The following is a 26517-nucleotide window of genomic DNA, read 5'->3' on the forward strand; positions in this document are numbered from 1 at the left end:
AGGGCGAGAACATCCCGGAGCCGGGCATTCCGGAATCGTTCAAGGTCCTGCTCAAGGAACTCCAGTCGCTGTGCCTCAACGTCGAAGTGCTGTCGGCGGGCTCGGCCATCGAATTCCAGCACGCCGACGACGAGGTGGATCGCACCGCCGCCAATTTGGGAATCAAGCTGTCCGGCAATGAGTCCGCCTCGGTCAACGACCTCTCGAGCTGATCCTGCCGCACATTGATCGGCGCGCCGCGCACGAAGCTGTCGCAATGGCCCGTGCGCGGTGCGCCGGGTACCGTCAGGACGCTCTTGCCTGGTTGGACGGCGGCTTGACCACGCCGACGAGCGATCCCGCGTTCATGGAATAGCTGTTGGATTTCAATTGATCACTGGAATTGCCCTCGATGGTGGTGATCCGGCCGGTCCTGGGATCCACGGACTCCACGATTCCGACATGGTCGGGGGTTCCGTCGCCCTCCCAGTCGAAGATGATCATGTCCCCCTTTTGCGCGCTCGAGATATTCGCCGCCAAGCCCATGTGTTTGGCGTCGTTCCAGACGGCGGGCACGTAGTTCGGATTGGTCCAATGGACGTTGTAACCCGCCTTATCCCATACCCAGGTGGAGAAGGCAGCGCACCACGCGTCACCGATGTTGTACGGAACCTTGTGGGCCACGCCATCCTTGTCGTAGTACACCGGGGAGTTGTCGCCATTACGTTCGGATACCCCGAGTTTTAGTTGCTCCCGAGCCTTCGCGACGATATCGTCCGTGGTCCCGGTGCCGTTGGTCCAGGTGGCATCGCTCGCGGGCAGCGCCCACGCAGCCCGGTTCCCCGCGTCCGGCGCATTTCCGTAGGGGTTGCGCGGGAGGTCCGGAATCATCTTGTAGATGTTGCCCGCGTCCCGTCGCATGCCGTCGTCCGCGTCTTCGATCGTGTCGTGCACACGGTCCACGCCCTCCAGGATCAGCTGTAGCAGCCGGTTCTCCTCGGCGGGGGTCAGGTGCAAGTTGCCATCGGGCAGCCGGGTCAACTGGTGCTCCCCGGGTTCGCGGCTGAGTTCGGATTTGAGCCCGTTCACGATCTCTTTGACGTCCTGGAACGCCTTGTTCGAGGTGTCGAAGCTCGCGATGGCCCGTTCGTTCACGCCGTCGTTCTGAGCTTGCAGTTGTGACGTTTTGTCCAGGAACGCACCGCGCTGCTTGTCGTAATTGTCGACCAGCACCGACGATCCGGACTCGAGCGTCTGGGCGCCATCCTTGGTGAGCTTTTTGCCGTCCGCGCTCAGCAGCTTCTTGTCCCCCAGCCAAGCGATCATGTCCGGCTGCCCGCCATCCCAGCCGGACGCGAACAGCATGACCGCGTTCTGCATGTACACATTCGCCACGTCGACCACCGCGTTGAGACCGCCACTGGCGTAGTCGGGATGCGGAAGGTCGGGGAGGTCTATGTCGGCAAGGGTCGTCATGCACGCCCTCCACTCCGCGCGATCTCCACGGCCCGTCCCCGCGGGACAACAAACAGCATCCGTAACCTCTCTCGGCGAGAGTCTCCTGGCACATGCGGCGCACGTGCGTTACCGCAAGTATCGGGCATTCCCGACATTGGAAATTGCCGACACGTCCGTCCGAACCCTGGGTGAGCTGCCCCGACGAATCGCACGAGTCGTGCGCTGTGGGGTGGACTACGTTGCCTGGGAAAGCCTCAGAGGGTCAGACGCACCATATCCGCCGTGCGCGCCAAACCGGGGAACGCCTGGGGGGTCGAGCGCGGATGCAGCGCATGCACCGCGAGCCGGAACATGACCGCGCGCAACAACATCTGCGGCCACTCCGGCAAGTCAGACCAACGATCGAGTAAGCCGTCGTCCGCGCCGCCCCAGGAGAGTGCGTCCACCACGACCACCGCCGCTGCCCAGGGCACCGGCCGCCAGTACGGGGTGAGGTCGGTGAGCCCGGGGGTCTGCGCGCCCGCGAACAACACGGTGCCGAACAAGTCGCCGTGCACCAGCTGCGGAGGCGACTGCACCGGCTTGCGGAGGGTGGCCAGTTGGCCGATCAGTTCGATGCTGCGCCGCCCGTCCGGGGAGGTCGACAGCGACGCGCCGCCCGCGCGCAGACTGCGCAGCGGCACCGGCTCCCAGGCGGCGCGATCGGCCGCGACGAACACGTCGATGTCCACCCACGGCACCACCGGCGGCTGAGCGAGGAAGCGCGGACGCTCCAGCTTCTCCGTCGCCTTGTGTAGGCGCAGGGACACCGAGACCACCTCGTCGTGCCGTGGTTCCGGGATGCCCTCCAGGTAGGTGTCCGCGCGCCAGCCGGACACCACATAGCGACCGTCGGTCGCCCGCACCGGACGGGCCAGCCGCAGGCCGTCAACCTTCAACGCCTCACGGACCTTCGCCGACCACGCCGCACGCGCGTGATCGGTGACCGGACTGAGCACCACGTCGCCCAAGCGCCAGCCGCCTTCCCAGTCGCCGAGCGAAACCGGGGTCACTTCGCGCAGACCGAACGTGGCACGCACATGCTCGGGAGGTTCCACAGAAGTCACGGCCGTACGCTACGCTGCGTCGATTTCGGCGCGCCTCCGGCGCGCCGTGACTCAGTACACCGGCAGCGACTTGTCCACCTGGTTGGCCCAGGCGATCACGCCGCCTTGCAGATGGGTGGCGTCGGAGAAGCCCGCGCGCTTGAGCGCGGCCAGGGCCTCGGCGGAGCGCACTCCGGTCTTGCAGTGCAGCACGATCGGACGGTTCTGGGGCAGTTCGGACAGCGCCTCACCGGACAGGATGCGGTCCTTGGGAATGAGCTTCGCGCCCTCGATGTGCACGATGTCCCACTCGACCGGCTCGCGCACGTCGATCAGCTCGATGTCCTTGCCCGACGCCAGCAGCTCCTCGAGCTCGCGCGCGGTGATGGTGGACCCGGCCGCGGCCGCCTGGCCCTCCTCCGACACCACGCCGCAGAACGCCTCGTAGTCGATCAGCTCGGTGATCGGCTGACGCTCCGGGTCGCGGCGCAGCTTGATGGTCCGGTAGTTCATGTCCAGTGCGTCGTACACCATCAGACGGCCGAGCAGCGGCTCACCGATGCCGGTGATCAGCTTGATCGCCTCGGTGACCATCACCGAACCGATGGACGCGCACAGCACGCCGAGCACGCCGCCCTCGGCGCAGGACGGAACCATGCCGGGCGGCGGGGCCTCCGGGTACAGGTCGCGGTAGTTGATGCCGCGTCCGTCCGGGGCGTCCTCCCAGAACACCGAGACCTGGCCCTCGAAACGGTAGATCGAGCCCCACACGTACGGCTTGCCCGCCAGCACCGCGGCGTCGTTGACCAGGTATCGGGTGGCGAAGTTGTCGGTGCCGTCGACGATCAGGTCGTACTCGCGGAACAGTTCCACCGCGTTCTCCGGTTCCAGCCGGATCTTGTGCAACCGCACATCGATGCCGGAGTTGATCTCCAGGATCGAGTCGCGCGCGCTGTCGGCCTTCGGGCGGCCGATGTCGGATTCGCCGTGGATGACCTGACGCTGCAGGTTCGAGGCGTCGACCTCGTCGAACTCGACGATGCCGAGCGTGCCCACGCCCGCGGCGGCCAAGTACAACAGGGCGGGCGATCCGAGGCCACCCGCGCCGATCACCAGCACTTTGGCGTTCTTCAGACGTTTCTGCCCGTCCACGCCGAGATCGGGGATGATCAGGTGTCGGCTGTAGCGGGCTACCTCATCCCTGGTCAGCTCCGCGGCCGGCTCGACAAGTGGCGGCAGGGACTTGGGTGATGACACGTCCAGGACTCCTCGAATCGCTTGGCCGATCGCTGCGGCGGTATGACGCCCTCGGCGGGTTGGTTCAACTGTGCAACACCGACGACCGGGCCGTTCTTCCCGCCCATCGTTCCGTATACCCGCCGCACCGCGACAACCACCCCGTCCGGCGCAATCACTATCCCCGGGGGTAGGGCCAGGGGTTGAACCGGCAGCGCTTGCCGTCCATCGGCACCACGCCGTGCGGATCGAGGGCGGCGATGTCGTCGTTGCGGGTGCCGAAGGTCTGCTGCATCATCACCGGCGCCAGCCCGCCGTCGGTGTCGCACGCTTGATGCTGGTGGTAGCCGATGGCGTGACCGACCTCGTGGTTGATCTGGTACTGCCGATAGGACCCGATATCGCCTTCGAACGCGAGCGCGCCGCGCACCCACCTGACCTCCGACAGCACGACGCGGCGATCGTCGGCGTTGTAGCAGGAGGTATCGATCGGGATGTCGAAACCGCATTCCTTGCGGCTGGATCCCCGTGAGGTGAGCGAGACGCGGAAGTCCACCTCGCCCTGGTCGACCCGGCGGAACGCGAACTTGGGGTCGTGCGTCCAGCTCTTCGGGTTGGCCAGCGTGGAATCGATCATCTTGGCGACGGCCTCGTCCCCGCCCAGGCCGGAAGTGTCCACGCCGTTCTCGATTTCCACGGTGTAGCGGAAGGCGGTCGCGGTGCCGGTGCCGATCTGGGCGGTCGTGCCGGGCACTACATGCCAGACGCCCGCACCCGACTCGGCGAAGGCGCCGCCTTCCGGAAGAGCCCCGGTCGGCAGGTCGGTGGGAAACTGCCCGTCACCCGGCGGAGCGCCGATGATGCCCGCGGTCGCGGTGGCCGGACTGAGTCGACCGAGCCCAGGATCCGAGCCCGCGGCGTTGATGTCGTCGGTGGCGCGGATCGCGTCGACCACCACCAGAACGGTGATCACGACCAGAACCGGCAACGCGTACGCCCGCCAGCCGTAGGTCGAGACGAATCTGCCCAGTGCGCTCTGCTTCTTGGCATCCCGCTCGGGACGCGACCTCGTCCTGCCCTCGTCGGGAGCGGTGGGATCCCAGCGGGCGCGCAGCGGTTGGTGGGATCGCTCGGCCTTGTGCGAGTACAGACCGAGCGGATCGTAGACCTCGGCGCCATCGTATTCGAGCTGCGCCAAGGCTGAATCCGGCTGGGGCGCAGGAGGTTCAGGCGGTTTGCCGCGCACGCGTTTACTTGTCTCCCGGCCGGGCGACCCGCCGCCCGCCCCGGACCGCTTGGCTGCGCCGGTCCGAGCCGCCTCACCGGATCGCGCCACTGGCCAGGTTCTCGCCACGCCGTCCGACCCTACGGAACCGGGCGCGCCGGAGCCAGCCGGGCGACGCGCACCACGCCGCCCGCCGGGGGGTCTTTCCGGTCGGTCGGTCACGTTCACCAGCGTCTCACAGCGGCGAATCCCCACCTGCGGGCATACCAGCGGGCCCGTCGGTGCGACAATGTGTCTCCGGGTGGCACCAGTTGCCCGGCCCCGATCCGCGGGCGGGCGACAACCGGGTATCGTTCTTGAGATAACCCGGTGCACACCCCTTTGCCGGGGAATCGACTGGGAGAGCCGAAATGACTGACCTCGTGGACCGGATGACGTCCCGTAGATCGTCGTCCGAGCCCGCCAAACGCGGTACCCGGCTTCCGCGCGACGAGCGACGTCTACAGCTACTCGCGGCGGCAAGCGAAGTCTTCGTGCAGCGCGGTTATCACGCCGCCGGCATGGACGAGATCTCGCAGTGCGCCGGAGTGAGCAAGCCGGTGCTGTATCAGCACTTCACCAGCAAGCTCGAGCTGTATCTCGCGGTGCTGCAGAACTACGTCGACATGCTGGTGTCCAGCGTGCGCCAGGCGCTGCGCTCCACCACCGACAACAAGCAGCGCGTGCGCGCGGCGGTGCAGGCGTACTTCGATTTCGTGGACAACGAGATGCAAGGCTTCCGCCTGGTCTTCGAGTCCGACCTGACCAGCGAGCCGCAGGTGCAGCGCCGCGTCGAGCAGGCCACCGAGGCCTGTGTGGACGCGGTCTTCGACCTCGTCGCGCACGACTCGGGCCTCGATCCCTACCGGGCCCGCATCCTGGCCGTTGGCCTGGTCGGCGCGAGCCAGTTCACCGCACGGTACTGGCTGGAGGCCGATCGGCCGATCCCGAAGGAGGAGGCGGTCGACACCACCGTCTCGCTCGCCTGGGGCGGCCTGAAGCACGTGCCGCTGCACCCGATCGACTGAGCGCGGTCACGACGACGAGCGAGCCCCTGCCCCCGACCGATCGGGGGCAGGGGCTCGCTGCGTTTCGGCGGGAAGCCGGGAGTCAGACGGCGGCGAAACCGACGCGGCCGCCGGTGGTCGAGCCGATCTCGACGTAGGCGACCTTCGAAGCCTGGATCAGGAACTTGCGGCCCTTCTCGTCGGTGAGCGTCAGGACGCCATCGTCGCCGCCGAGCGCACCGGACACCAGCGCCTCGACCTCTTCCTGGGTCTGCGCGCTGCTGATCACCAGCTCGCGCGGGCTATCCGAAATACCGATCTTGACCTCCACGGCCAACCTCCGAACCTGAGAGTCCTGTGCTGTCGGTTCCAAGGCTAGTGCGGGCCGCCGGGGGCGCTCACTTGGGCTCGACGAGCTGGATCTCCAGTTCGATCTTGACCGTGTCGCTCAGCATGCCGGGCAGAGCTCCACCGACGCCGAAGTCGGTGCGCTTGATGGTGCCGGTGGCGGAGAAACCCGCGTGCCGGTCGCCGGTGGGACCGAAGTCCTGCACACCGCCCCACTCGACCTCCAGCGTGACCGGCTTGGTGATCGCGCCGAGCGTGGCCTGCCCCTCGACCTCGAAGGTCTCGGCGACGACCACGGGATGGTCGGCGCGGAAGGTCAGCGTGGGGCGATTGGCGACGTCGAGGAAATCGGCGGTGCGGATGTGCGCGTCCCGGTCGGCGTTTCCGGTGTCGAAGGAGTCGAGGTAGATCGTCGCGCCGACGGTGGCCGCGCCCGATTCGTCGACCACGAATTCGGTCTCGAACCGGTTGAATCCGCCACGGACCTTGGAGATGCCGAGATGGCGAATGGTGAAGGCGACCGAGGAGTGCGCGGCGTCGAGTGCCCACGAACCGGTTTTCAGCGTGGTGGATTCCGAGGTAGATGTCATGCTTCCGACAATGACCGGACCGCGGTCCGGTAGCCAGACCGCCGTTATCCTGGACCTGACAGGGCGCGGATAACCGTCCTCGGACCGGGCACGATGGGATCTATGGCAAGCAACGGATTCGCGGAGTTCCTCATCGCCCGGCGCGCCGAACTGCGGCCGTCGGATGTCGGCTTGCCCGAGGGCGGCCGGCGCCGGACACCCGGGCTACGTCGCGAGGAGGTCGCGGTGCGCGCGGGCGTCAGCGCGGACTACCTGGCCCGGCTGGAGCAGGGCCGCGACACCAATCCGTCGCTCGCGGTGATCGACGCGTTGGCCGACGCGCTGCTGCTGCGCGGCGACGACCGCCAGTACTTCGGCATGCTCGCGATGACCTCCGGCAACGAAACGCGTTGCCCCGGGAGCGAATCCGCCGCGGAGCAGGTGGCTCCGACGATCGAGACGATCCTGCACGCGTTGCAGCCGACACCGGCCTTCGTGGTCGGCCGCAGACTGAACGTGCTGGGCTGGAACCAGGCGTGGGCCGATTTCGTCGCCCCGCTGGGCCTGCTGGACGGACCGGATCAGCCCAATCTCGCCTGGTACACCTTCGTGCATCCCGCCGCGCGGCGCGTCCTGCGCAACTGGGAGGAAGCCGCCGACACCTTCACCGCCGCCCTCTGCCGCGCCAAACTCCATTGGCCCGGCGATGCGGCGCTGCTCGAGACGATCGAGGCGCTGCGCGGACTCCCCGATTTCGCCGGCCGCTGGAAGCCGCATCGCGTCGGCGCGCCCGGCTCCGGCACGCTGCACCTCGACCATCCCGTACACGGCATGGTCGAGGTCCCGTTCGAGATGTTGGAAGCCGACCGCAAGGACCAGAGCGTCGTGGTCTGGCTGATCGACCGGGCGAGCATCCACGCGCCCGGTTTGCGGCTGGTGCCCAACCGCGCGGCGAACGAATAGCTCAGATGCCGAGAACCGCCATGCGTTCGGCGTGGCTGTCCTGCATCCGCTCGAACAACGCGGCGATGCCGTTGAGATCGCCGGTGGCGGTGAGCACCAGATCCGTCAGCTCGTCGCGCTGCGCCATGACGAACTGCGCCTGGGTGATCGCCTCACCGAGCAGCCGCCTGCCCCACAGCGTGAGCCGGTCGCGCTCGGAGCGGCTCTCGGTGACCGCCCGCCGCACCTCCTCGACGACGAACTCGGAATGCCTGGTCTCGGCGAGCACATCGCGGACCACCGCGGCGACGTCGGGGGTCAGCGCGCCCGCGATCTCGGTGTAGAAGTCCGCGGCGATGCCGTCACCGACGTAGAACTTCACCATCGACTCGAGCCACGTCGACGGGTCGGTGGACGCGTGGTAGTCGTCCAGCGCGCGCACGAACGGCGCCATCGCGTCGAAGACGCCTGCGCCGCGCGCGGCCAGCGCGGACTCCAGCGTCTTGAAATGCTCCATCTCGGCCGCGGCCATCTTCGCGACCGCCACCTTGCCCCGCAGCGACGGCGACAGCTTGGCCTCCTCGGTCAGCCGGTAGAACGCGGATATCTCGCCGTAGGCGAGCACCGCGAACAGGTCGGTCACGCCGGGATGGCTCGCGGGGATGGAAAGGCTTGCTGGGTCGGTCGACGAAACACCTAACGCGGCAGGTGACTGTGCTCCCATGCGCCCCAGCGTAATACTCACCGCGACTCAGGAGGTCTCGGCAAGGAACTTCTCGAGGTAACTCCATGTCGTGTCACGTGCGGTCGGCGCGGCCAGGATGCCGAGGTGGCTGCCGGGCGCGGTCTCGTAACGGACCATGGCCGCTCCCGTGAGCAGGCGCACACCCCCCTCGACGGCGCGAGCCGGGGTGATCACGTCGGACGGCCCACCGACGAGCAGCACCGGCGCGGTCACGTTCGCCAGCTCGATCCGGCGCTCGCCGAGCCGCACGACACCGCGACCGATGTCGTTGTTCAGGATGAACCGGCCCCACAGCTGACCGTAGAAACGACCCGGATATCCGGGCATCTCGGCCATGAACCGATCGATCGACTCCATCTTCGCCAGCGCCTCGGTGCGCGCGATATTGCTCGCGACGAACCATGGCCGGGTCAGCTCACGATCCCAGGCGGTGACCTTGTAGCCGATTCGAGTCAGTGTCGCAGGAACGCCACCGGCCGCGCGGATGACGGTCGAGGTGCCGCGGCCACCGGTGAGTTTCGCGACCGCGCGCAGCTGCGGCACGCCGGTCATCCGGTCGTAGTCCAGCGGCGAGCCGACGGCCGTGACGGACCGGATGGGCAGTTCGGCGTGCGCCGCGGCGGTCAGCAATGCCAGCGTGCCGCCGAGCGACCAGCCCACCAGATCCACCGCGCGCCCGTCGCGGTCGGCGCTGGTGCGCAGCACCGCCTCGGGCAGGATGTCGTCGATCCAGTCCTCGAAGCCCATGCGCCGGTCGGCGAAGGTGATCTCGCCGTAGTCGACGACGTAGGGGCTGCGGCCGATCTCCAGCAGGAAGCGCGCCAGGCTCTGGTCGGGCCGCAGATCGAAACAGGTGGCGGGCGCGGCGAGCGGCGGGACCAGCAGGACGGGCGAATCCGCTTCCGCCGCATCCCCCTCCGCGCGCTCGAACCGCCGCAGTTGCCGGTGCGGCTGGTCCCACAGGATCGTCGCGGGGGTCGGGACCGGCGCCTCGATGCCGGAGCCGAAGGTCAGCGCCCAGGCGTTGCGCGCGGCGATGGTGACAGTGTCGGCAAGGCTCACAGCGAAGAGAGTCTCACATATCGGTACCGCCGGTAACAGGCAACTGCCCGCCGCGCTACCGCGGCCCCATGCCGACGGGGTTGAGCGGCGGAACCACCGACTCCTGCACGCTGCGCACCAGCGGCGCGAGCGAGGTGGCCAGCTCGGTGATCGCGTCGGCCGACAACACCGCGAGCGCACCGGTCCACGCCGCTTCGTCGGTCTCGGCCTCTACCGCGGCCAGCAGTTCCGCGCCGCTGCCGGTGAGAGTCGGAGTGACCGGCTCCCCCGCGACCAGCCCACGGGCCCGCAGCTCGTCGAAAGCGTCCGCCCATTCCGCCTCCGACACCCCGCGCGCGGGCCGCATCACCGATTCGGGCGCCTTGCCCGCTGCCACCTGCACGACCAGCGCGTGGCGTCCGCTGAGACCGTGCGTGACCAGGGCCGCGACATGGCCGTCGCCGCGATGCTCACGCAGGGAGGTGGCCAGCTGCCACAGCGCGGCCACCGGGTCGGCGGGCAGCGGCAAGGCCGCGTTCGCGGCGAACAGCGCCCGCCCCGTCGGATCGGCGGCACGCTGCACCGGCGCCAGCAGCTCGACCGCGCGAGCCGACACCGCGTCACCCGCGCCGACGCCGCGCAGCAGACCGGTGGCCAGCTCGAGCCGAGCGGCCAGGCAGCGTTGCGGCGTCGCCCGCTCCCACGCCTCCGGCAGCGCGCGACGGACCATGCCGGGGTGGAATCCGGCGAAAGCCGCCTGCACGGTAGCGGGCGTCACCGCGCCCAGCGGCGCGGCGCGGAAAGCGAAGTAGGTCTGCCAGTAGCCGCGCAATCCGATCCCGACGCCCGCCTCCTTGACGCCGGTGCCGAAATAGACGACATCGTGTAGCGGTTCTAGCGTCGCCCAGATTTGCCGCGCCGGATGAATTCCCATGTGGCGCAGCGTACGTGGGCGCCCCGCACGGCGAAAGCGCGCTGCGGGTCCGCAGCATTTTCGATAGCGCGCCGTGGTGGCAATTCGAACGCGGCACAATATCACGCTACAATCGCGGCGGACAACGGAAAGTTTCGCTCGACAGAGTCGCCGGACGTCGCGCTCACGCACACCGCGGGGACGCCGCTGCGACTGCCGACCGGTTTCGAGTGCGAAGTTTTCGTTGGACAGGAAAATGTGCGCGCACCAATCCGCGTCACCAGTGCGCCGCGCCGATGTTTTGCGAGGTAGCCGCCGCTTTTGTGGCAGGCGCCCGGCATCCGGAGCGTGGCCGGGTGAAGTATCGCCTGCGGAGTCGTGGTCGTCGTGGACCGCCCGGTCCGCCCCACCTCGTGCGCGCGGGACGTGATTACGAGGAAGGCACGAACCCTGAGCAAGATCACAGTCGATCAGGAACCAGGTCTGGCGGAGACCCTGTTGACGGCCGAACTGGACGCAACGCATACCGCCCCGACTTTCGCCGAATTGGGCGTGCGCGCGGAAATCGTCCGCGCACTCGGCGAGATCGGAATCGAACGTACTTTCGCCATTCAAGAACTGACCCTCCCGCTGGCGCTCGCGGGAGAAGATCTCATCGGTCAGGCCCGCACCGGCATGGGTAAAACCTTCGGATTCGGCGTGCCGCTGCTGCACCGGATCGCCACCGCGGAATCCGGCACGACGCCGCTGGACGGCACGCCGCGCGCGCTGGTCATCGTGCCGACGCGCGAGCTGTGCATCCAGGTCACCCAGGACCTGGAGAACGCGAGCAAGTACCTGACCAACCATCAGGGGCCGCTGCGCGTGGCGTCGATCTACGGCGGCCGCCCCTACGAGGCGCAGATCGCGGCGCTGCGCGCGGGCGTCGACGTGGTGGTCGGCACGCCGGGCCGACTACTGGACCTCGCCGACCAGCAGCACCTGATCCTCGGCAAGATCGGCGTGCTGGTGCTCGACGAGGCCGACGAGATGCTCGACCTGGGCTTCCTCCCGGATATCGAGCGCATTCTCGGCATGGTCCCGGACAAGCGCCAGACCATGCTGTTCTCCGCGACCATGCCCGGGCCGATCATCACCCTGGCGCGCACCTTCCTGACCCGGCCGACGCACATCCGGGCCGAGGAGCCGCACGACTCGGCGGTGCACGACCGCACCGCGCAGTTCGTCTACCGCGCGCACGCCCTGGACAAGGGGGAGTTGATCGCGCGGATCCTGCAGGCCGAGAGCCGCGGCGCGACGATGATCTTCACGCGCACCAAGCGCACGGCGCAGAAGGTGGCCGACGAACTGGCCGAGCGCGGGTTCGCGGTCGGAGCGGTGCACGGCGACCTGGGGCAGATCGCCCGGGAGAAGGCGCTGACCAAGTTCCGCAAGGGCACCATCGACGTGCTGGTGGCGACCGACGTCGCGGCGCGCGGCATCGATATCGATGACGTCACGCACGTCATCAACTACCAGTGCCCGGAGGACGAGAAAACCTACGTGCACCGGATCGGGCGCACCGGCCGCGCCGGGCGCACCGGCGTCGCGGTGACGCTGATCGACTGGGACGAGCTCAACCGCTGGTCGGCGATCGACGGCGCGCTCGGCCTCGGCATCCCCGAGCCGGTCGAGACCTACTCGCGCTCGCCGCACCTGTACACCGACCTCGGCATTCCCGAGGGCATCACCGGTGTGATCCGCAAGCCGAAGCCGGAACGCGACCCGGACGCGGTGGTGGTCGAACGCCAGGCCCGCGCCCCGCGCAAGCGCAACCGCAAGCGCACCCGCGGCGGTAAGCCGATCGACGGCGCACCGAACGTCACCGATGCGGCCGACACCGACTCCGCCGTGGACGACGAGGTCATCGACACGGAGCAGGAAGCCCCCGAGGCCGACGCGGCCGACAAGCCCGCCCGCCGCAGGCGCAGGCGGCGCAAGGCGACCGGCGACACCACCGACAGCGCCGCCACCGACGAGTCGAGCCCAGAGGCCTCGAACGACCACGGCGCCGCCGAGGGGACCGACACGACCGACCGTCCCGCTCGCCGCAGGCGCAGGCGGCGTCGGTCGAGCGAAGGAGACGTCGCGGCGGAGGACGCCGGGAGCGCGGCCGAGCCCGCGGCCGCCGCGTCGGCCTGACCGCCCGGATCGGCTAGTCTCGCATTCGTGCTCGCACCCGAGCGGCGGACGCGCGCCGATATCATCTCCGCAGTCGCGATCGCGGTTCTCGTCGTGATCGCGGCAGCCGTGGTGTGGGTGCGCGGCGACGCGCACGGCACCGAATCGGTGACCGCGTCCTCCACGGTGCCGACCCCGGTCGCGGCCGATCAGCTGCCGACCGCGCTGCGTGAGGTGTGGCACGCGCCCGACCGTGCGATCACGCGGGCGCTGGTGTCCGGCGGGGTCGCGGTGACCGGCGACGACGACACGGTCACCGGCCGCGACCCACGCACCGGCGATCAGCTCTGGAAGTACCGGCGGGACTTGCCGCTGTGCGGGGTCGAGGGCCAGTACGGCATGGTGATCGCGGTCTACCGCGACGAGCGCGGCTGCAGCCAGGCCACCATGCTGGCCGGCGACAGCGGCGCCCGCCGCACCGCGCGCAGCAGCTACATGGACCGGGAGGTGCGGCTGTCGGCCGACGGCACCTACCTGTTGGCGCAGGGGCCGCAGCGGCTGGAGATGTGGCGTTCGGATCTGGTGCGCACCGTGGAGTACGGCTTCGTCGACGCCCCGGTGAACGTCAGGACGCAGCCGCGCAAAGGGTGCACGCTGCTGTCGTCGGGTTCCAGTCCGTCTCGGCTCGCCGTGCTGGAACGCTGCCCCACCGACCCGGCCGAGCGGCTGACGGTGCTCAACCCGGCTCCCAAGGACAACACGGTGCCGGAGGAGTTCGGCTCGCACGTATTGACCGGTCCCGGATCGGATTCCACGGAAGCACGGGTGCTCGCGGTCTCCGACAACCGCATCGTGCTCTACTTCCCCGCCGCGACCGGCGCCGAGCCGGTACCGCCTCGCTTGGCCGTCTATGACGGGAACGGCAACGCCGTTGTGGTGCATCAGCTTTCGGCGCCGCTGAGCCAGACGGCCACGACCACGCGCATCGGATCGGCCTATCTGGTCTTCACCGGGAACAGCGTGATCGCTTTGAACGGCAGCACTTTCGACCCGCTGTGGACCGCGGGCGGCGCGCTCGGGTCGCCCGCGCTGATGGCGGGCAAACTGCTGCTGCCGACCACCGGCGCGCTCGCCGTCCTCGACCCGGCCACGGGAACCGAAACCGGTCGGATTCCGGTGGACCGGCCCGGCTATACCGGAAACCCGATCTCGCTCACCGTGATCGGGAGCACCGTGCTGGAACTGCGCGACGGAGAATTGCACGCCTTCGGCTGAGGCACGCGGCGAATCTATTGGCGCCGCTGAGCTCCGACGTCACCAATCGACCACCTGCCGGTGCGCGGCGCGGAAGGCCGGGGGCCGACTACGAACGAGCTCGCAATGGGTGACCGCGAGCGATCCGTTGCTCGCGAACTACCAGGCCGAGGTCTCGCGGCCGGTGCCGCTGACAGTGCTCGAGATCGAGCGGCCGACAGGATCGTAGTCCGCTTCGTCACCGTCGCGGGGAGACCACCGCGCCGCTCCATGATCAACGGTGGACCATCATGGAGGCATGTCCGCACTCGACGATGCCCGCGTTGTGCTGCTTCGGCACGGCGAGACCAGCTGGTCAACACAGCGGCGGCACACCGGCCGCACCGATCTCCCGCTCACCGAGCGCGGCGAAGAACAGGCCAGGACGGCAGGCGAGTTGCTCGCCACGCTGAAATTGCGGAATCCGTTGGTGCGCACCAGCCCCCGACTACGGGCGATGCGCACCGCGGAGCTGGCCGGGCTCACCGGCGCCGTGGTCGACGACGACCTCGCCGAATGGGACTACGGCGCCTACGAGGGACTGACCACCCCGCAGATCCGCGAGTCCGCGCCCGGATGGACCATCTGGACGGGCCCGGTCCCGGACGGTGAGACCGCACAGCAGGTGCGCGAGCGCGCCGACCGGGTGCTGGCCGACGTGGCGCCCGCGCTGCCGGAGCGGGATATCGTGCTGGTGGGGCACGGCCACTTCTCCCGCGCGCTGATCGCCCGCTGGGCCGAATTCGACGTCCGGGAGGGCCGCCGATTCGCCATGTCGACCGGCGCGCTGACCGTGCTCGGCTACGAACACGACGCGCGCACGATTCGCACGCACAACCTGGTACACAACGGAGCGTCACTGTGACCCGACCCGCCACCGACCCCACCGCCGTCGACCTCGGCGCCGTCGACCTCGGCGCCGTCGACCTCGGCGCCGCCGTCCTGCGCCGCGCCGTCCCGTCCGACGTGCCGGGCCTGGTCGACCTCATCTACGACCTCGCCGATTACGAGAAGGCACGGCACGAGTGCACGGTCACCGCCGAGCAGCTGCGCTCCGCGCTGTTCGGCGCGGAACCGAAGGTGTTCGCGCACGTGGTGGCGGACGAGTCGAGGCTGCTCGGCTGCGCCATCTGGTTCCTCAACTTCTCCACCTGGGACGGCGTGCACGGCATCTACCTGGAGGACCTCTACGTCCGGCCGGAGACCAGGGGCAAGGGCTACGGCAAGGCCCTGCTCACAGCCCTGGCGCAGGAAGCGGTCGAGCACGGCTACAGCCGCGTCTCCTGGGCGGTGCTGACCTGGAACAAGCCCTCGATCGACTTCTACGAATCAATCGGCGCCGTAGCCCAGGACGAATGGCTGGGCTATCGGCTGGCCGGCGACGCGCTCGGCAAGCTGGCCGCCGACGCGCGGTAGCGCGGATGTCCTGGTTCCCGCCGCTCGATCTCGCGTCCTGGCCCACCACTGCCGAATCGGCCATGGCCCTGCAGGACGAGTTGCGGCCGCTGGTCACTCCGGTCACCCCGCCCGGTACCCGATTCCGCACGATGGCCGGACTCGACTCGGCCTACGGCGACACCGGCGCCGTGGCCACGGCCGTCGTCGTCTTGGCGGCGGACACCCTGCGACCGGTCGCCTCCGCGGTCGCGCACGGCGTCGCCGATTTCCCGTACGTGCCCGGCCTGCTGGCTTTCCGGGAGATCCCGGCCACCCTCGCCGCGCTCGAAAAGCTCGACAGCGCACCGGATCTGCTGGTCTGCGACGGCCAGGGACTCGCCCATCCGCGCCGCTTCGGCCTCGCCTGCCACCTCGGACTGCTCACCGGCGTGCCGACGATCGGCGTGGCGAAGACGGTATGGGGCGATTACGCCGAACCGGGTCCGGAACGCGGCGCGGCCACCGACATCACCATCGACGGAGCGGTGGTGGGGCGGGCGTTGCGCACCAGAACCGGCGTCAAGCCGGTGTTCGTCTCCGTGGGGCACCGCATCGACCTCGACACCGCCTGCGCACAGGTGCTGGCGCTGACCCCGCGCTACCGGCTACCGGAGACCACCCGGCACGCCGACCACCTCTGCCGCGCGGCGCTGCGCACGGCCACCGGGAACTATTCCGGTTCGACGCCGTAGTCCTGCGCCATCCAGCGGGTGGACGGCGGCGCGAACAGCAGCACCAGCGCGGCGACCGCGACCACCCCGAGCACCGTGCCGTAGACCGGCTGATGCGAGTCGGTGAGCAGCGACCAGGTGACCGGGAGCAACAGCAGCTGCGCGATGACGGCGATGGCGCGACCCCAGCGTTTTCCCAGCAGGAGCCCGATGCCTGCGGCCAGCACCGCCCCGCCGAGGATGCCGAACCAGGCCGCCGTGCCGTAGCCGCTGGTCGCGGACTGGTCGTGCCCGAGCAGCCCCCGCACCACCAGCACGATCGCGAAGCCGACGGCGACGACGCCTTCGAGCGTCACCAATCCGCCGGCCGCCCGCACCGTCGTCGGCGCCGTTCCCGCGGCCGCGCTCTTGTCGCTCACGATCGCGCCTCGCTCGGCTCCGTCGTGCGCCGCAGCGCACGGTGTCCTCGCTTCCCTTGCTGACGCTCGTTCACGCGGCAAGCCTACGGCCCCGCTGGTCCGCGTCATCGTCCTGGCGTATGCCGGGCAACGGCATCCGGCGCATCGCTCGCCGCTTTTCCAGGGCCGGTCGGCCGCCAACTAGGCTGCCATCGTGCGGACGCTGCTGATCGTGAACCCGAATGCCACCTCGACCACACCGGCGACCAGGGACCTACTCGCGCACGCGTTGGAGAGCCGCACTCAGCTGACCGTTGCGCATACCCAGCATCGCGGCCACGCCGCGGAACTGGCCCAATGGGCAGCCACGAACGAGATGGACCTGATCGTCGTGCACGGTGGCGATGGGACGGTCAACGAGACCATCAACGGCTTCCTGCCGCTGCCCGTCCTCGACGACGGTCAAGCCTGGTTGCCACGCCTGGGTGTGATCCCGGGCGGCTCGGCCAACGTCTTCGCCAGGGCGCTCGGCATCTCCCCCGACCCGGTGACCGCGACCAACCAGCTCATCGACCTGCTCACACTGGACGCCGATCGCCGGATCGGTCTCGGGCTGGCCGACGACCGCTGGTTCTGCTTCAGCGCAGGCGTCGGACTCGACGCCGACGTCTGCGAGGCGATCGACGCGAGCCGCGCCCGCGGACGCGCCGCCACTCCGGCACGTTATGTTCGAACAACTGTGCGACAATTCTTCCGGGCAAAACGCAAGGAACCCGGCGTTCGGGTCGAAATTCCCGGCCGGGAGCCCGTGGACGAGGTGCATTACGCCTTCGTTACCAACACCACACCGTGGACATATCTGAATGCCACGCCGGTGCACACCAACCCCGGCACCCGGTTCGAAACGGGCCTCGGAGTGTTCGCGGTGCGCTCCATGGCGGTCCTCCCGACGCTCCTGCTCGCGCGCCAGCTCCTGGCGGCCAACGGGAATCCCAAGTCCCGCAATTTATTTCGCGAAGACGACGTTCCCGCCGTACGAATCGAGTCCAAAGAACCGATCGGCCTGCAAATCGATGGCGACTTCATCGGGAAGCGCAACGTGGTGGATTTCACTGCCGTGCCCGATGTCCTGGCCGTCGTCGCGCCGAGACCGCGCTGAGCGGCGAAACACCGGGAAAAACATCGCGGTTAGTGCTGCGAAATCCGGATAGAGCGAGTACAAAGGACCGGGCAGGCTTCCCCACAGCGGGGGCCTTCAGAGCGTGAGCTTCCCCACGGTGCACCGCGTGCCTATTGACATCTACGGTGTTCGTGAAAGCATTCACAAGCAACCGTGCGGAAACATTCGAGTCGCACAAGTGAACGAACCACAAACCATCGGCGCCCTGCGCGGCGCCCAGCAAAGGAGCAGAGGAATGGACTGGCGCCACAAGGCCATCTGTCGCGATGAGGACCCCGAGCTGTTTTTCCCCGTGGGTAACAGTGGTCCGGCGCTCGCGCAGATTGCCGATGCCAAGCTGGTCTGCGCTCGCTGCCCCGTAACCGCCGACTGCCTGTCCTGGGCCCTGAAGTCCGGACAAGACGCCGGCGTGTGGGGTGGTATGAGCGAGGACGAGCGCCGCGCGCTCAAGCGTCGCAACGCGCGCACCCGCACCCGCACCGTCGTCTGATCTCCAGACGACCGGCCTTACCGGGCCATTCAGCCCGGCCCGGTAACGCATTTCAGCCCGGCACCCAAAGGTGCCGGGCTGTGTTGTTTTTGCACGCTCGTCCGCGAACTGGAAATGACCGGTCTCGCTTCGCGACGAATCCGGAAGCCGACCAATGCGGTTCGCCGGACGGCAATATCGGCAGCGCGGATCAGAGCGCGGCGCGGGCCGCGGTTCGACTCGCGGACGAGCGGAACTTGTGGGAAAGTGGTTGGTTTCCAATCGGGTTGGGACGGTCGCGAATCAGTGCGACACCTCGCATTCCACTCGTTGCGGACATTCGGGAAGTAACCGTGCCGCAAGCCGCACACCGCGCCCGAGAAGCGGCCATTCCGCGACCTCCGAGCAACAGCGCGCAGCGGGCACGACCGATAGCGCGGGCGACGGATCCGGCACCGCCTGCTCGCGGCGATGGGAAACTGCGGCGCTGCCGAGCGCGACTTGACGCGGTGATCCTCGTGAGCTGCGGCTCACGGCCCGAACGCGCTGGTCAGCGGCCGGAACGACGGCCAAGCGGAACGCGAAGGACGGCATCGGTACCGATGTCGGCGCCGGGGTGCAGGCCGATGGAGCCGCCGAGTTCGGCCGTCACCAAGGTGCGGACGATCTGGAGGCCGAGCCGATCGGAGGACTCCAGGCTGAACCCGGGCGGCAGACCGCGGCCGTCATCGCTGATGATCACGTCGAGCCAGCGGGCCGAACGCTCGGAACGGATTGTCACCGTGCCGTTTTCGCCCGAGTCGAAGGCATGCTCGATGGCGTTCTGCACCAGTTCGGTGAGCACCATCACCAAGGGGGTGGCGCGTTCGGCGGAGAAGACGCCGAGCGAACCGGCGCGGCGCACCTTGATGCGCGTGGTGTGCACCGTGGCCACGTCGGCCATGATCGGCAGCAGCCGGTCCACGACCTCATCGAGATCGACCTCTTCGTCCACCGACATCGACAGCATCTCGTGCACCGAGGCGATGGAGGTGACCCTGCGCACCGATTCGGTGAGCGCGACCTGCGCCTCCTCGTTCTCGGTGCGGCGGGCCTGCAGGCGCAGCAGCGCGGCGACGGTCTGCAAGTTGTTCTTGACCCGGTGGTGGATCTCCCGGATGGTGGCGTCCTTGCTCAGCAGCGCGCGATCGCGCCGCTTGACCTCGGTGACGTCGCGGACGAGCACCGCGGCGCCGGCCAGCTCACCGTGCGGGCGCAACACGAGGGTGCGCAGCAGCACGGTGGCTCCACGCGCCTCCACCTCCATCCGGCGTCCGGTCCGCCCGGCCAGGGCAGCTTGGATGTCGCCGACCACTTCCTGGGCATCGAACGGGTCGGTGATCAGCGAACGGGTGGTGACGGCGAGATCCTGGCCCGCCAAGTCGGCCTGCAAACCCATCCGGTGGTAGGCCGACAGCGCGTTCGGGCTGGCGTAGACGACGATGCCCTCGGTGTCGAGCCGGATGAATCCGTCTCCCGCGCGTGGGCTGGAATGGGTGGCCGCGCGATCCTCGGTGGTCGGGAAGGTGCCGTCGGCGATCATCTGGCACAGATCGTCCGCGCACGCCACGTAGGCGCTCTCCAGCTGACTGCGCACCCGGGAGCGTTGCCGATCGGTGTCCCGGCTCAGCACCGCGATCACGTCGTCGCCGCAGCGCACCGGTATGGCCTCGCGGACCGCGGGCACCGGATGCGGGTGATAGACGCCGGAGGCCTCGCCCTCACTGTCGGCTCGTACGGTCTCGCCGGTGAGCAGCGCCTCGAACACCTGCGGATGGTCGGTCCGCAGCGCGACCGTGCCCACCAGGTCCTCCTGGTGCACGGTGGGCGCGGTGGTGGGACGGCACTGCGCGACGCAGACGATGTCCGCGCCGTCCGTCACCGGTCCCGCACCGACCCACAGCAGCAGATCGGCGAAGGACAGATCGGACAGCAACTGCCAATCGCCCACCACGCGCTGCAGATGATCCACGGCGACGCCGGGTAGGTCGGTGTGCTCGGCCAGCAGCTCGCTCAGTGTCGCCATGCAGATCTACCGCCGCAATCGATCAGGAGATGACCGCGATGAGGTGGCCCGCCTTGATCGCGTCGCCTTCCTTGACACCGATCGAGGTCACCGTGCCACTGGACTCCGCGACCACCGGGATCTCCATTTTCATCGACTCGAGGATCACCAGGGTGTCGCCCTCCTGGACTTCGTCGCCTTCCTCGGCGACCACCTGGTAGACGACCGACACCAGCTCGGCGAGTACTTGCTCAGCCATGACACCCCATATCCTCGTTGGCCTGCATCCGCTGACGGTACAGCCAACCACACGTGAAAGAATGGCCTTCAATCAGAAGGGAGACTACTCATGGGTAAGCGCGGACGTAAGAAGCGTAGCCGCAAGGGGAACGCGGCCAACCACGGCAAGCGGCCCAACGCCTGAGCGCTACGCTCGGCCCGCAAGCACGAAGCGGCACGCACTTCCAGCAGGAAGGCGTGCCGCTCGCGTTTCGCGGGCTATGCGTACCTCCGCCTTCGCTCCGGCCATGCGCAGGCTGAGGACGGACTACGTCCGACGGCACCCATCAGTCGGAGGTCTCGACCGAAGTCTCCGTGGTCACGGTCGTCCGGCGGATCTCGATGGTCAGGCGCTCACGCAGCGACTCGGGCGCGCGATCACCGCCACATTTGCGGCTGAGCAGGCTCTTGACCTTCTCCTCGATGCCGTAGGCCTCGATACACGGACTGCAGTGCTCCATGTGGTGCTGCAATCGTTCCCGAGTCGCGTCGTCGCACTCGCCGTCCAGCATCAGCCACACGTCGGCGAGCACCGCCGTGCAGTCGAGCTCCATGTCGGGGTCCCGCTCGGTACTCACTGCTTGACCTCCTGGCGTTCCCCCGAACGGTTGAATCCACGCTCGCGCGCGACATCGGCGAGCAAACCCTTCAGTTGCTTCCGGCCGCGGTGCAGCCGGGACATCACCGTACCGATGGGAGTGCCCATGATGTCGGCGATTTCCTTGTACGGAAAACCCTCGACGTCGGCGTAGTACACCGCCATGCGGAACTCCTCAGGGAGTTCCTGCAACGCGGCCTTGATGTCGTCGTCCGGTAGCGCGTCCAGCGCCTCGACCTCGGCCGAGCGCAGCCCCTGCGACGTGTGCTCGGCGGTCGCCGCCAGCTGCCAGTCGGTGATCTCGTCGGTCGGATACTGCGCGGGCTGGCGCTGCTTCTTGCGGTAGGAGTTGATGTAGGTGTTGGTCAGGATCCGGTACAGCCAGGCACGCAGATTGGTGCCCTCCCGGAACGACTTGAAGCCCTGGTAGGCCTTCACGTAGGTCTCCTGGACCAGGTCCTCGGCATCCGCCGGGTTCCTGGTCATGCGCAGCGCGGCGCCGTAGAGCTGGTCGAGCAGCGGGAGCGCGTCCCGTTCGAACCGCTGTGCCAGCTCGGCATCGTCGACGGCGGCGACATCGTCGGCCGCCACGTCATCGTCGCTCGTCACACCTGTCCCTTCGATCGCCGTACCTGCCAAATCTACCGGCATCGGCACATCGAAGGAGAATCCGCCGTCGGTCGGGGACACGTCGGTCCCTACCGGGCGGTCATCGAGCAGCACGGGCACAGGCATCTCCTTCACGTCTCCATAGGGCCTGCTCACGCGGTGGAAATCATTCCGAGCGCGGTGTACCGGCTACAACATGCGCGACCCGTCCGGTGTTCCCACCAGCCACCGGCTCCCGGCGAATTCGCAGGAAATCCCGTTGCGGGCAGGGTCACAGCCGCCGTTAGGGTTTGGCCCATGGCAGCAGGCTCGACTCCCGCGATCCGCGCGTTGACCCAGGCGAAGGTGTCCCATCGCGTGCACGCCTACAAGCACGATCCGCGCTCCGACTCCTACGGCACCGAGGCGGTCGACGCGCTGGGCGCCGAACTCGGAGTCGCGGCCGAGCAGATCTTCAAGACCCTGGTCATCGAATTGGCCACCGGCGCGCTCGCGGTGGCCGTGCTTCCGGTGCCGAACACGTTGTCGCTCAAAGCCGCGGCGGCGGCGCTCGGCGCGCCGAAGGCGAGCATGGCGGACAAGACGCGAGCGGAGAAGACGACCGGATACGTCCTCGGCGGCATCTCACCGCTCGGTCAGCGCAAACGGCTGCCCACCGTGATCGACGACTCGGCGCTGACCTGGGACCGGATGCTGTGCAGCGCCGGACGGCGCGGAGTGGAGATCGAGCTGGCGCCCGCCGACCTGATCCGGCTGACCGCCGCGGTGACCGCGCCCGTGACATCCGCGTAATTCCGCCACGATCACCGCGATCTGTGCGTTACTGAACTGGCCAGATAGACCCGACTCGAGGATGTGATGCGAATGTCTACGCAGCAGCGTGTGCGCACCGTGATCGTCGCGTTGTTCGGAGCTCTCGTCTTGGCTCTCGGTTCGGCAACGCTCCTCGCCCCCGAGGCAGCCGCCGCGCCGGACAGCCCGCAGATCACGCAGGTCAGCGATTCCGTGTTCGACTTCGGCGGCCAGGGTTCGAAGAGTGACGACAAGTCCGGGAAAGCCGAGAAGCTGAGCGGCAATGTCACCACCAAGCTGATCGACTTGGTCGCCGGAATCATCAAGTGCGGCTTGAATATCGCTTCACCCAGCGTGAAGTGCAGTCTGTGATTTTTTGCAGCGCCTTCGGCGCTGCGTGTTCGCGGCCCCTTTATGGCTCGTGTCCGAGTGACCGCCGCTTGCTCCTTCGTCGCCTACGCGGCGGCCACTCGGACACGAGCCGGGCCGCGAACGGAACATGCTCGGTCTCGCTTCGCTCGAAACCGGGGGTTGGGCCGACGCCGTTTGCGTCAGGCGGTTGGTCCGGCACCCGATCCAGCCGCCAACGGCTGGACCACACTCGAGACCGTGTATGCAACGCAACTCCTTGCGAACGCGGCAGCCGCTCGGACGCGTTGAGCCGACTGCGGACGAGCCACGGCCGCCATCACCAGGGCGCAGCAAGCCATTCCGTTGTCGGACCCGGGCGCTCGTTCGTGGTGGAGATTCAAGCGGTGCGGATGTCCGATTGCACGCCGATCCAGCACGGCACGCCCCGTGTGCCTGCGGCGGCGCGGGATCCGGCGGTGGGGCAGCCGGCGCTCACAGCAGGGTGATCTGCTCTGCTTCCTTTTGATCGTCCACCGGGGCGAGCAGTTCGGGGCCGTTGTTGCGCACGCTGTTGACCAGGGATGGGACCGGGCGGGGCACGATGGCGGCGACCGTCTCCTCGGACGGCGTCTCCAGCAGGCTCGCCGGGGCCGGGTGATCCGGGTCCAGCCACGCGTCCCAATGTTCCCGTGGCATGGGCAGCGGCATCCGGTCGTGGATGCGGGTGAGTTCGCCGACCGCGTCGGTGGTGAGGATGGTGCACGACAGCAGCGGTCGGCTCTCCGGTTGCGACCGGTCGCGCCAGACCGACCACAGGCCGGCCATGTAGAGACGGGAACCGTCCGCGTTGGCCATGTAGTAGGGATGCTTGGCGGCTTTGCCTTTCTCGCCGTTCGGCTCGACGACCCACTCGTACCAGCCGTCCATCGGCACCAGGCAGCGCCGGGACTTCACCGCGTCACGGAAGGACGGCGTGGTGGCGGCCTTGTCGGCGCGGGCGTTGAACAGCGGTTTGCCTTTGACCGGTACACCGGGCTCGGCCGCTTTGGTCCATACCGGGATCAGGCCCCAGCGCATGCGCCGGATACGCAGTTTCGGGTCGTCGTCTTCGTGGTCTCGGTCGTGCCGCTCGACCACGGTGAGCACCTGCGTCGTCGGAGCGACGTTGTAATTGGTGAACGAGCTCTCGTCGGCCGCGCCGGTCTCGTCGAGCGCATCCAACTCCACCGCGAGCCTGCCGGGATTGGTCGTGGTCGCATATCGTCCGCACATATCCCGATAGTCCCACTCGCCACCGACAGCGTCGGGGACAATTGGTGCATAGCTGGTGACCTGTTGAGAGTTGTGGCATAACATTCTCTCATCGGAGGACGGGCTGCCCGTCCACTCGGACATGCGCATCGACCGTCGACCGCAGACGGCAAGAGGAGAACCACTGTGACATCCACCGACACCAAACCGGCCGATCACGACACGGCACTGACGTCGGTCAATCCGGCGACAGGCGAGGTGATCGGCACGCACGTCATCGCCGACGACGCCGCGGTGGCCGCCGCGGTCGCCAAGGCTCGCGCAGCGGCCGCCACCTGGGGCGCGCTGAGTTTCGATGAGCGGCGCACGCATCTGCTGCGCTGGTCGAGCAAGCTGGTGCAGAAATCGGAGGAATTCTGCGCCCTGATCCACGCGGAGAACGGCAAGCCGCTCGACGACGCCTTCCTGGAATTGATGCTCGCGCTCGAGCACATCTCCTGGGCGGCCAAGAACGCCAAGAAGGTGCTCGGCCCCAAGCGGGTCTCCCCTGGCGCGCTGATGTCGAACTTCAGCGCCCGGCTCGAGCAGCGCCCGCTCGGCGTCGTCGGCGTGATCGGCCCGTGGAACTACCCGGTCTACACACCGAACGGTTCCATCGCCTACGCGCTCGCCGCGGGCAACACCGTCGTGTTCAAGCCGAGCGAGTACTCCACCGGCATCGGCAATTTCCTCGCCGACGCGTTCGCCGAAGCCAATCGTGAACTGCCCGAGGGCGTGTTCAGCACGATCAACGGCTATGGCGCCACGGGTGCGGCGCTGGTCCGTTCGGACGTCGACAAGATCGCGTTCACCGGCTCCACCGCCACGGGTAAGCGGATCATGGCCGCCGCCGCCGAACGGCTCACCCCCGTGCTGCTGGAGTGCGGCGGCAAGGACGCGGTGATCGTCGCCGCCGACGCCGACATCAAGGCCGCGGCGGACGCGGTCGCTTGGGGCGCCACCGCCAACAGCGGTCAGACCTGCGCGGGCGTCGAGCGGGTCTACGTCGACCGCTCGGTGCGCGAGGAGTTCGTCGCGGAGGTCAAGCGCATCCTCACCGACATCAAGCCCGGCTCCGGCGACAAGGCCGCCTACGGCCCGATGACCATGCCGAGCCAGATCGACATCGTGCGCCGCCATATCGACGACGCGCTGAAGAACGGCGGCACCGCGGTGCTCGGCGGCCCCGAGTCGGTCAAGGCGCCGTTCATCGAACCGGTCGTACTGGTCGACGTGGACGAGAACTCCGAGGCGGTGGCCGAGGAGACCTTCGGCCCGACCATCACCATCCGCACCGTCGACGGCGTCGACGAGGCGGTGGAACTGGCCAACAACTCCAAGTACGGCCTGTCCTCGGCGGTCTACTCGAAGAAGAACGGCCTGGACATCGCGCGCAGGCTGCGCGTCGGCGCCACCTCGGTGAACTCGGTGCTCGCCTTCGCCGCCATCCCCGGCCTGCCCTTCGGCGGCGTCGGCGATTCCGGCATCGGCCGCATCCACGGCGAACCGGGTCTGCGCGAGTTCACCCGTCCGCACTCGATCGCGGTGCAGCGCTTCACCGTTCCTGGCATGGCGCTGCTGAGCTACAGCCGCACCGACTCCACGATGAAGCTGCTGCGCAAGCTCGTCCCGTTCCTGCACGGACGGCACAAGTAGGAATCCCACGGCACGGGCCGGGCACTCGACCTCGTCGAGCACCCGGCCCGTGCCGTAGGTGAGATCAGCGGCAATCCGCCAGTGAACGCGCCGCGAATCGCGACGGCGAGGCACTATGACGAAGTCGGTCGGGCATCGTCCGCGGCCCCGGCTGACCGCGCAACCCGTGGCACTCGACCGGCACAGCTACGCGCCGCGTGTCCGTTCCGGCATACTTCTTCCCGCGCAACAACTATCGCTGACTCCGGTCCGAGTGATCGAGACTTGGCACGCACCGTTCGCCGCCTCGCCCACATCCGAGTGACCCCCGCGCAGGCGACAAATAGCATGCGTCGGTCGCCGAGCCGACGACCAGCCACTACAAACCGTGCACCAGTAAGTGAAGCGTCGACACCGAAGCTCCCAGCGCACCGCAACCACGTCTTTCGAGCGCAGCGCAACCGAACACCCGCCGATCGGTGCCGGCGAGCCACCAGGCAGCCGCGAACACCAGCACAGCAGGCGACAAAGGAACAAGCGGCAGTCGGACTGAGCCGGTGCCGGGTCACAACAAACGGCATGCACTCGATAGCAAGCTCCGACACCTACGCTCCCAGCGCACCGCAACTCCCGGTTTCGAGCGAAGCGAGACCGAGCATCCGCCGTTCGCGGCCCGGCTCGCGTGTGCGCGGCCGCCGCGTACGCGACGAAGGAGCAAGCGGCG

General features: G+C 68.3%; 28 protein-coding genes. 13 read left to right on the top strand and 15 right to left on the bottom strand.

The genetic code is table 11. From position 1 onward, the window contains the following. Nucleotides 1-212 (top strand): hypothetical protein (locus AB0L97_RS36455; protein ID WP_356967402.1); only part of this gene is annotated, 212 nt, incomplete at its 5' end. A 73-nt stretch (nt 213-285) separates the two neighbouring features. Here the strand turns inward: AB0L97_RS36455 and AB0L97_RS36460 are convergent. From AB0L97_RS36460 to AB0L97_RS36475, 4 genes are all read right to left on the bottom strand, one after another. Next, nucleotides 286-1455, bottom strand: a complete 1170-nt coding sequence (locus AB0L97_RS36460) for a CHAP domain-containing protein (RefSeq protein ID WP_364439022.1) — start codon at nt 1453-1455, stop codon at nt 286-288. 236 nt (nt 1456-1691) lie between these two features. Then, the gene (locus tag AB0L97_RS36465; protein ID WP_364439025.1) at nt 1692-2543 is read right to left on the bottom strand and encodes a TIGR02569 family protein; all 852 of its coding nucleotides are present in this window, start codon (nt 2541-2543) and stop codon (nt 1692-1694) included. A 51-nt stretch (nt 2544-2594) separates the two neighbouring features. After that, the gene (gene moeZ, locus AB0L97_RS36470; protein WP_364439028.1) at nt 2595-3779 is read right to left on the bottom strand and encodes an adenylyltransferase/sulfurtransferase MoeZ; all 1185 of its coding nucleotides are present in this window, start codon (nt 3777-3779) and stop codon (nt 2595-2597) included. A 157-nt stretch (nt 3780-3936) separates the two neighbouring features. Further along, nucleotides 3937-4908 (bottom strand): DUF3152 domain-containing protein, encoded by a 972-nt coding sequence (locus AB0L97_RS36475; protein WP_356967420.1) that lies wholly within the window; start codon nt 4906-4908, stop codon nt 3937-3939. Nucleotides 4909-5393: 485 nt separating this feature from the next. On the opposite strand from AB0L97_RS36475, the gene AB0L97_RS36480 reads away from it, so the two are divergent. After that, nucleotides 5394-6050 (top strand): TetR/AcrR family transcriptional regulator, encoded by a 657-nt coding sequence (locus tag AB0L97_RS36480; RefSeq protein WP_039800303.1) that lies wholly within the window; start codon nt 5394-5396, stop codon nt 6048-6050. Between the two features lie 82 nt (nt 6051-6132). Here the strand turns inward: AB0L97_RS36480 and AB0L97_RS36485 are convergent, their stop codons facing one another. After that, complete coding sequence (locus AB0L97_RS36485) at nt 6133-6360, bottom strand: DUF3107 domain-containing protein (RefSeq protein ID WP_355077360.1); 228 nt, start codon at nt 6358-6360, stop codon at nt 6133-6135. Nucleotides 6361-6427: 67 nt separating this feature from the next. After that, on the bottom strand, nt 6428-6967 hold the full coding sequence (locus AB0L97_RS36490) for a YceI family protein (protein WP_355077082.1): 540 nt from the start codon (nt 6965-6967) through the stop codon (nt 6428-6430). A 102-nt stretch (nt 6968-7069) separates the two neighbouring features. Between AB0L97_RS36490 and AB0L97_RS36495 the strand changes: the two genes are divergently transcribed. Beyond that, on the top strand, nt 7070-7909 hold the full coding sequence (locus AB0L97_RS36495) for a helix-turn-helix transcriptional regulator (protein ID WP_364439033.1): 840 nt from the start codon (nt 7070-7072) through the stop codon (nt 7907-7909). Nucleotide 7910: 1 nt separating this feature from the next. Here AB0L97_RS36495 and AB0L97_RS36500 read toward each other — a convergent pair whose 3' ends face one another. Genes AB0L97_RS36500 through AB0L97_RS36510 form a run of 3 tightly spaced genes read right to left on the bottom strand, consistent with a single transcriptional unit; the run spans nt 7911 to nt 10608 of the window. Continuing rightward, a complete protein-coding gene (locus tag AB0L97_RS36500) occupies nt 7911-8612 on the bottom strand; it encodes a ferritin-like fold-containing protein (protein WP_355077085.1) in 702 nt (233 codons plus the stop codon). A 27-nt stretch (nt 8613-8639) separates the two neighbouring features. Beyond that, nucleotides 8640-9695 (bottom strand): alpha/beta hydrolase, encoded by a 1056-nt coding sequence (locus tag AB0L97_RS36505; protein ID WP_364439036.1) that lies wholly within the window; start codon nt 9693-9695, stop codon nt 8640-8642. A 55-nt stretch (nt 9696-9750) separates the two neighbouring features. After that, nucleotides 9751-10608, bottom strand: coding sequence for a hypothetical protein (locus AB0L97_RS36510; protein ID WP_364439039.1), 858 nt, complete (start codon nt 10606-10608; stop codon nt 9751-9753). Between the two features lie 408 nt (nt 10609-11016). Between AB0L97_RS36510 and AB0L97_RS36515 the strand changes: the two genes are divergently transcribed. From AB0L97_RS36515 to AB0L97_RS36535, 5 genes are all read left to right on the top strand, one after another. After that, nucleotides 11017-12768, top strand: coding sequence for a DEAD/DEAH box helicase (locus tag AB0L97_RS36515; RefSeq protein WP_364439065.1), 1752 nt, complete (start codon nt 11017-11019; stop codon nt 12766-12768). Nucleotides 12769-12795: 27 nt separating this feature from the next. Continuing rightward, nucleotides 12796-14022: a hypothetical protein gene (locus tag AB0L97_RS36520; RefSeq protein ID WP_364439042.1), complete on the top strand. Its 1227-nt coding sequence runs from the start codon at nt 12796-12798 to the stop codon at nt 14020-14022. 277 nt (nt 14023-14299) lie between these two features. Next, nucleotides 14300-14905 carry an acid phosphatase gene (locus tag AB0L97_RS36525; RefSeq protein ID WP_355077093.1) on the top strand — a complete coding sequence of 202 codons (606 nt, stop codon included), beginning with the start codon at nt 14300-14302 and terminating at the stop codon, nt 14903-14905. A 77-nt stretch (nt 14906-14982) separates the two neighbouring features. Then, on the top strand, nt 14983-15456 hold the full coding sequence (locus AB0L97_RS36530; protein ID WP_364439068.1) for a GNAT family N-acetyltransferase: 474 nt from the start codon (nt 14983-14985) through the stop codon (nt 15454-15456). Between the two features lie 5 nt (nt 15457-15461). Next, on the top strand, nt 15462-16169 hold the full coding sequence (locus AB0L97_RS36535; RefSeq protein WP_364439047.1) for an endonuclease V: 708 nt from the start codon (nt 15462-15464) through the stop codon (nt 16167-16169). On the opposite strand, the gene AB0L97_RS36540 is transcribed toward AB0L97_RS36535, so the two are convergent. After that, the gene (locus AB0L97_RS36540) at nt 16148-16567 is read right to left on the bottom strand and encodes a hypothetical protein (RefSeq protein ID WP_039800324.1); all 420 of its coding nucleotides are present in this window, start codon (nt 16565-16567) and stop codon (nt 16148-16150) included. The two genes, AB0L97_RS36535 and AB0L97_RS36540, sit on opposite strands and share 22 nt — an antisense overlap. A 193-nt stretch (nt 16568-16760) precedes the next feature. On the opposite strand from AB0L97_RS36540, the gene AB0L97_RS36545 reads away from it, so the two are divergent. Both AB0L97_RS36545 and AB0L97_RS36550 read left to right on the top strand, forming a co-directional pair. Then, nucleotides 16761-17705: a diacylglycerol kinase family protein gene (locus tag AB0L97_RS36545; protein WP_355077097.1), complete on the top strand. Its 945-nt coding sequence runs from the start codon at nt 16761-16763 to the stop codon at nt 17703-17705. A 256-nt stretch (nt 17706-17961) separates the two neighbouring features. Continuing rightward, nucleotides 17962-18216 carry a WhiB family transcriptional regulator gene (locus tag AB0L97_RS36550; protein ID WP_011211115.1) on the top strand — a complete coding sequence of 85 codons (255 nt, stop codon included), beginning with the start codon at nt 17962-17964 and terminating at the stop codon, nt 18214-18216. Nucleotides 18217-18745: 529 nt separating this feature from the next. On the opposite strand, the gene AB0L97_RS36555 is transcribed toward AB0L97_RS36550, so the two are convergent. The 4 genes from AB0L97_RS36555 to AB0L97_RS36570 all read right to left on the bottom strand — a co-directional run bounded on the left by AB0L97_RS36555 (nt 18746) and on the right by AB0L97_RS36570 (nt 21725). Further along, complete coding sequence (locus AB0L97_RS36555; protein ID WP_364439052.1) at nt 18746-20260, bottom strand: histidine kinase N-terminal domain-containing protein; 1515 nt, start codon at nt 20258-20260, stop codon at nt 18746-18748. Nucleotides 20261-20282: 22 nt separating this feature from the next. Further along, nucleotides 20283-20498: a biotin/lipoyl-binding carrier protein gene (locus AB0L97_RS36560; RefSeq protein WP_355077100.1), complete on the bottom strand. Its 216-nt coding sequence runs from the start codon at nt 20496-20498 to the stop codon at nt 20283-20285. Nucleotides 20499-20805: 307 nt separating this feature from the next. Beyond that, nucleotides 20806-21072: a mycothiol system anti-sigma-R factor gene (rsrA, locus tag AB0L97_RS36565; protein WP_355077366.1), complete on the bottom strand. Its 267-nt coding sequence runs from the start codon at nt 21070-21072 to the stop codon at nt 20806-20808. Between the two features lie 20 nt (nt 21073-21092). Beyond that, nucleotides 21093-21725: a sigma-70 family RNA polymerase sigma factor gene (locus AB0L97_RS36570; protein ID WP_051021205.1), complete on the bottom strand. Its 633-nt coding sequence runs from the start codon at nt 21723-21725 to the stop codon at nt 21093-21095. 297 nt (nt 21726-22022) lie between these two features. Here AB0L97_RS36570 and ybaK point away from each other — a divergent pair, with 297 nt between their 5' ends. Next, nucleotides 22023-22517 carry a Cys-tRNA(Pro) deacylase gene (gene ybaK, locus AB0L97_RS36575; protein ID WP_364439056.1) on the top strand — a complete coding sequence of 165 codons (495 nt, stop codon included), beginning with the start codon at nt 22023-22025 and terminating at the stop codon, nt 22515-22517. 72 nt (nt 22518-22589) lie between these two features. Beyond that, nucleotides 22590-22889, top strand: a complete 300-nt coding sequence (locus AB0L97_RS36580) for a hypothetical protein (RefSeq protein WP_356967379.1) — start codon at nt 22590-22592, stop codon at nt 22887-22889. A gap of 471 nt (nt 22890-23360) precedes the next feature. Here the strand turns inward: AB0L97_RS36580 and AB0L97_RS36585 are convergent, their stop codons facing one another. Beyond that, the gene (locus AB0L97_RS36585) at nt 23361-24140 is read right to left on the bottom strand and encodes an SOS response-associated peptidase (protein ID WP_364439060.1); all 780 of its coding nucleotides are present in this window, start codon (nt 24138-24140) and stop codon (nt 23361-23363) included. Nucleotides 24141-24305: 165 nt separating this feature from the next. Between AB0L97_RS36585 and AB0L97_RS36590 the strand changes: the two genes are divergently transcribed. Next, entirely contained in the window at nt 24306-25814 is a 1509-nt protein-coding gene (locus AB0L97_RS36590; RefSeq protein WP_355077108.1) for an aldehyde dehydrogenase family protein, read from the top strand. The last annotated feature ends 703 nt before the right edge of the window (nt 25815-26517 follow it).

Origin of the sequence: Nocardia sp. NPDC051911 (genome assembly GCF_040681035.1) — a bacterium.
Classification (GTDB): domain Bacteria; phylum Actinomycetota; class Actinomycetes; order Mycobacteriales; family Mycobacteriaceae; genus Nocardia; species Nocardia sichangensis.

Coding starts and splice junctions, on each gene's coding strand:
- AB0L97_RS36460 (WP_364439022.1), bottom strand. CDS start 1,455: ATGACGACCCTTGCCGACATAGACCTCCCCGACCTTCCGCATCCCGAC.
- AB0L97_RS36480 (WP_039800303.1), top strand. CDS start 5,394: ATGACTGACCTCGTGGACCGGATGACGTCCCGTAGATCGTCGTCCGAG.
- AB0L97_RS36490 (WP_355077082.1), bottom strand. CDS start 6,967: ATGACATCTACCTCGGAATCCACCACGCTGAAAACCGGTTCGTGGGCA.
- AB0L97_RS36495 (WP_364439033.1), top strand. CDS start 7,070: ATGGCAAGCAACGGATTCGCGGAGTTCCTCATCGCCCGGCGCGCCGAA.
- AB0L97_RS36500 (WP_355077085.1), bottom strand. CDS start 8,612: ATGGGAGCACAGTCACCTGCCGCGTTAGGTGTTTCGTCGACCGACCCA.
- AB0L97_RS36510 (WP_364439039.1), bottom strand. CDS start 10,608: ATGGGAATTCATCCGGCGCGGCAAATCTGGGCGACGCTAGAACCGCTA.
- AB0L97_RS36525 (WP_355077093.1), top strand. CDS start 14,300: ATGTCCGCACTCGACGATGCCCGCGTTGTGCTGCTTCGGCACGGCGAG.
- AB0L97_RS36535 (WP_364439047.1), top strand. CDS start 15,462: ATGTCCTGGTTCCCGCCGCTCGATCTCGCGTCCTGGCCCACCACTGCC.
- AB0L97_RS36550 (WP_011211115.1), top strand. CDS start 17,962: ATGGACTGGCGCCACAAGGCCATCTGTCGCGATGAGGACCCCGAGCTG.
- AB0L97_RS36555 (WP_364439052.1), bottom strand. CDS start 20,260: ATGGCGACACTGAGCGAGCTGCTGGCCGAGCACACCGACCTACCCGGC.
- AB0L97_RS36560 (WP_355077100.1), bottom strand. CDS start 20,498: ATGGCTGAGCAAGTACTCGCCGAGCTGGTGTCGGTCGTCTACCAGGTG.
- rsrA (WP_355077366.1), bottom strand. CDS start 21,072: ATGGAGCTCGACTGCACGGCGGTGCTCGCCGACGTGTGGCTGATGCTG.
- ybaK (WP_364439056.1), top strand. CDS start 22,023: ATGGCAGCAGGCTCGACTCCCGCGATCCGCGCGTTGACCCAGGCGAAG.
- AB0L97_RS36580 (WP_356967379.1), top strand. CDS start 22,590: ATGTCTACGCAGCAGCGTGTGCGCACCGTGATCGTCGCGTTGTTCGGA.
- AB0L97_RS36585 (WP_364439060.1), bottom strand. CDS start 24,140: ATGTGCGGACGATATGCGACCACGACCAATCCCGGCAGGCTCGCGGTG.